The organism is Clostridium sp., from assembly GCF_021443865.1.
Lineage (GTDB): Bacteria > Bacillota > Clostridia > Clostridiales > Clostridiaceae > Clostridium.
On sequence record NZ_JABUTB010000138.1, the window covers coordinates 1 to 3954 of the forward strand.

At 28.8% G+C, this 3954-nt stretch carries 5 protein-coding genes; all 5 read left to right on the forward strand.

The genetic code is table 11. The features are described 5' to 3' along the window. Window positions 1–618: polysaccharide biosynthesis protein (locus HUJ77_RS14915; protein ID WP_291709993.1), on the forward strand; the 618-nt coding region annotated here is incomplete at its 5' end. A gap of 26 nt (window positions 619–644) precedes the next feature. Then, the gene (locus HUJ77_RS14920) at window positions 645–1208 is read left to right on the forward strand and encodes an acetyltransferase (RefSeq protein ID WP_291709995.1); all 564 of its coding nucleotides are present in this window, start codon (window positions 645–647) and stop codon (window positions 1206–1208) included. 25 nt (window positions 1209–1233) lie between these two features. Further along, window positions 1234–1842, forward strand: coding sequence for a sugar transferase (locus tag HUJ77_RS14925; protein ID WP_291709997.1), 609 nt, complete (start codon window positions 1234–1236; stop codon window positions 1840–1842). Between the two features lie 30 nt (window positions 1843–1872). Continuing rightward, the gene (locus HUJ77_RS14930) at window positions 1873–2745 is read left to right on the forward strand and encodes an NAD-dependent epimerase/dehydratase family protein (RefSeq protein WP_291709998.1); all 873 of its coding nucleotides are present in this window, start codon (window positions 1873–1875) and stop codon (window positions 2743–2745) included. After that, a complete protein-coding gene (locus HUJ77_RS14935) occupies window positions 2742–3836 on the forward strand; it encodes a glycosyltransferase family 4 protein (protein ID WP_291710000.1) in 1095 nt (364 codons plus the stop codon). The genes HUJ77_RS14930 and HUJ77_RS14935 overlap by 4 nt, the downstream gene beginning before the upstream one ends. Window positions 3837–3954 lie beyond the last annotated feature (118 nt).

A 3954-nucleotide genomic window follows, 5' to 3' on the forward strand; every position in this document is an offset into this window, starting at 1 on the left:
CCTACTAATGTAATGGGAGCAACTAAGAGAATCTGCGAAATGATAATACAATCCTATGACAGAATAAGCAAGACTAAATTTGTAGCAGTAAGGTTTGGAAACGTATTAGGTAGTAATGGTTCAGTAATTCCTTTATTTAAAAAGCAAATTTTAAGGGGAGGACCAGTAACAGTTACAGATAGAAATATAATTAGATATTTCATGACTATACCAGAGGCATCACAATTAGTGCTTCAAGCAGGAGCCTTTGCCAATGGAGGAGAAATATTTGTCTTAGATATGGGAGAACCAGTAAAAATATATGATTTAGCCTATGATTTAATAAAACTTTCAGGTTATGAGCCAAACAAAGATATAAATATAGAAATAACAGGACTTAGACCTGGAGAAAAGCTTTATGAAGAATTATTAATGAGTGAGGAAGGCCTTATAAATACGAATCATAAAAAAATATTTATAGGTAAACCAACCTTTACTGACATAATTGTTCTGAGGAAAAATTTAGAGGACCTTAGGTTAATCATAGAAAAAGATGATATTGATGAATTAATTTCTAAAATTGAAGAAATAGTTCCAACCTACAAGAAAAAAATTAATGAGGTTGCAATTACTGTTTAAAGTATATAGAAAAGAGATGAATAATAATGAGTAATTTACTTATAATTGGTGCTGGCGGACATGGAAAAGTTGTTGTTGAAGCAGCTGAACTAGAAAACAAATATGAGGAAATATCTTTTCTAGATGACAATAAAGAAATAGATAGAATATACAACTTCCCTATTGTTGGGAAAATGAATGAATATAAAAAATTCAAAGATAAATATAAATATGCCTTTGTAGCTATTGGAAATAATAAAGCTAGATTAAAGCTAATAGAGGAACTTTTAAAAGAAGGATTTATAGTACCAAAGATAATACATCCTAGAGCAACTGTTAGTAAGTATAGCAAAATTGAGGCAGGAACAGTTGTATTATCAGGATCAATAGTAAATGTAAATTCCCATATAGGTAAAGGATGCATTTTAAATATTAATTCAACTATAGATCATGATTCTATTATAGAAGAGGGAGTTCATATATCATCAGGAGCTGTAATAAGAAGCATGGTAAAAATAGGAGAATTATCAACTATAAAAGCAGGTGCATGTATTACTCAAGGAAAAACAGTAGAAAAAAATACAATTATTAATCCAGGAACAGTAGTATAAATAAAATTTATGAGGGGTTGAAATTATGCAAAGAATATTAGATATATTTATTAGTTTGATTTTATTGGTGGTATTATCCCCAATATTTATAATAGTAGCAATATGTATAAAGTTAAATTCTAAGGGGCCAGTATTTTTTAAACAGCAGAGAATTGGAAAGAATAATGAGTTATTTAAATTCTATAAATTTAGAACTATGAAGGTGGGAACACCTAATGTGGCAACAGATAAATTAAAGGATTCAAAAAACTACCAAACATCAGTAGGAAAGGTTTTAAGAAAGACAAGCTTAGATGAACTTCCACAATTAATAAATATTATTAAGGGTGATATGACCTTCGTGGGACCAAGACCAGCTTTATATAACCAATATAATTTAAAAGAGTTAAGAACAGAGGCAGGAGTTCATACTCTTTTACCAGGTATAACAGGATGGGCTCAAATTAATGGACGAGATCATAATGATGATGATCAAAAAACATATTTAGATAAATATTATTTAGAAAACAAATCAATTTATTTAGATATTAAGATATTATTCTTAACTGTATTTAAGGTATTAAAAGCAGAGGGAGTAATTGAAGGGGCAAATCATAAGAAATCAAATAAGAGAAATGAAGAAGCTAGTGCTTAAAAGAAATGCTTTAAGAGAGGTGACACTAGAGTGAAAAATATATTAATAACTGGAGCCAATAGTTATATTGGAACAAGCTTTGAAAAATGGTTAGAACAGTGGCCTAGTGAATATAAGATTTATACTGTTGATATGAAAGATGGAAGTTGGAAGGAAAAATCCTTTAAGGAATATGATGTAGTATTTCATGTAGCAGGAATAGCTCATGTATCTACTGATCCTAAGATGGAGGATTTATATTATAAGGTTAATAGAGATTTAACTATTGAAACAGCTAAACAAGCAAAGGCTCATGGAGTAAAACAATTTATTTTTATGAGTAGCATTATAGTTTATGGTGATAGTAGCAATATAAATAAAAAAAGAATAATAGATAAGAATACAATTCCAACTCCAAGTAATTTCTATGGTGAAAGTAAATTGCAAGCCGAAAAAGGAATACTTGAATTGCAAGATGATAGCTTTAATATAGTGATTTTAAGACCACCAATGATATATGGTAAAGGTTCTAAAGGGAATTATCAGTTACTTTCAAAGATAGCTAAGAAAACACCTATATTTCCTAAAGTAGATAATGAGAGAAGTATGCTACATATAGATAATTTATGTGAGTTTATAAGGCTTATGATTGAAAATAAGGAAAAGGGAGTATTTTTCCCTCAAAATGAGGAGTATGTAAATACTTCTGAATTAGTAAAAACTATAGCTGAAGCTAATGGAAAAACAATGAAATTAACGAGAGTTTTTAACCCTGCATTGAAGCTAATGGGAAGTTTTACGGGAGTTGTTAATAAGGCTTTTGGAAGTCTAGTTTATGAAAAAGATATGAGTAAGTATGTAGATAATTATAGAGTAAGAAATTTTAAAGAATCAATTATCTCAACAGAAGGGACAAAGTTATGAAAAAAGTCTTAATATTAGTTAATCATGATGTGGTTATATATAATTTCAGAAAAGAATTAGTAGAAAGATTATTAGAAGAAGGATATGAAGTACATATATCTTCACCATATGGAGAAAGAATAGACGACTTAGTAAGTATGGGGTGTAAATATGAAGAAGTTAGTATTTCAAGACATGGTACTAATATAATAGAAGACTTAAAACTTATAAAATATTACTTTAATATAATTAAGAAAATAAAACCAGATGTTGTTTTAACATATACAATTAAACCTAATATATATGGAGGAATAGCTTGTAGATTTTCAAGAACACCATATATAGCTAATATAACTGGCTTAGGTACAGCAGTTGAGAATGAAGGATTAATGCAAAAATTTACAGTTATGCTTTATAAAATAGCTTTTAAAAAGATAAGTTGCATTTTCTTTCAAAATACTGAAAATATGAATTTCTTTGCTGAAAAAAATATATATAAAGAAAAGCATAAATTATTACCTGGTTCAGGAGTTAATTTAAGTCATTTCAATGTTTTAGATTATCCACCTGAAGATACTATAGAATTTGCTTTTATATCTAGGATAATGAAAGAAAAGGGTATAGATCAATATATTGAAGCAGCAGAATATATAAGAAATAAATATCCTAATACTAGATTCCATGTTTGTGGGTTCTGTGAAGAAGATTACGAAGAAAAGTTAAAAGAACTTCAAGCAAGAGGAATAATTGAATATCATGGTATGCAAAGAGATATAAGAAAAATATTAGCTATAACTCATTGCACTATACATCCGACATATTATCCAGAAGGAATGTCAAATGTACTTCTTGAAAGTGCGGCATCTGGTAGACCTATAATAACAACAAATAGAAGTGGATGTAGAGAAACACTTGATTGTGGAGTTACAGGATATATAGTAGGGCCACAAAATAGTAGAGAACTAGTAAGAAAAATTGAGAAGTTTTTAACGCTTAGCTACGAAGATAAAAAGCGTATGGGATTGGCTGGGAGAAAGAAAGTTGAGAAAGAATTTGATAGGCAAATAGTAATAGATGCATATTTGGAGGAGATAGAGGATGTTTTATATTAATTCTGGTAGATTAATAAAATCTAAGAGGGAAACATATAATATAATTTCTATATTAATAACAATTTGTATCCTAACAATTTTCATATCATTTTTTGAGCAAGTTAATTTTTTACAAGGA

Excerpts from the sequence above, each read along its gene's own strand:
- HUJ77_RS14920 (WP_291709995.1), top strand. The coding sequence starts at position 645 with ATGAGTAATTTACTTATAATTGGTGCTGGCGGACATGGAAAAGTTGTT.
- HUJ77_RS14925 (WP_291709997.1), top strand. The coding sequence starts at position 1,234 with ATGCAAAGAATATTAGATATATTTATTAGTTTGATTTTATTGGTGGTA.
- HUJ77_RS14935 (WP_291710000.1), top strand. The coding sequence starts at position 2,742 with ATGAAAAAAGTCTTAATATTAGTTAATCATGATGTGGTTATATATAAT.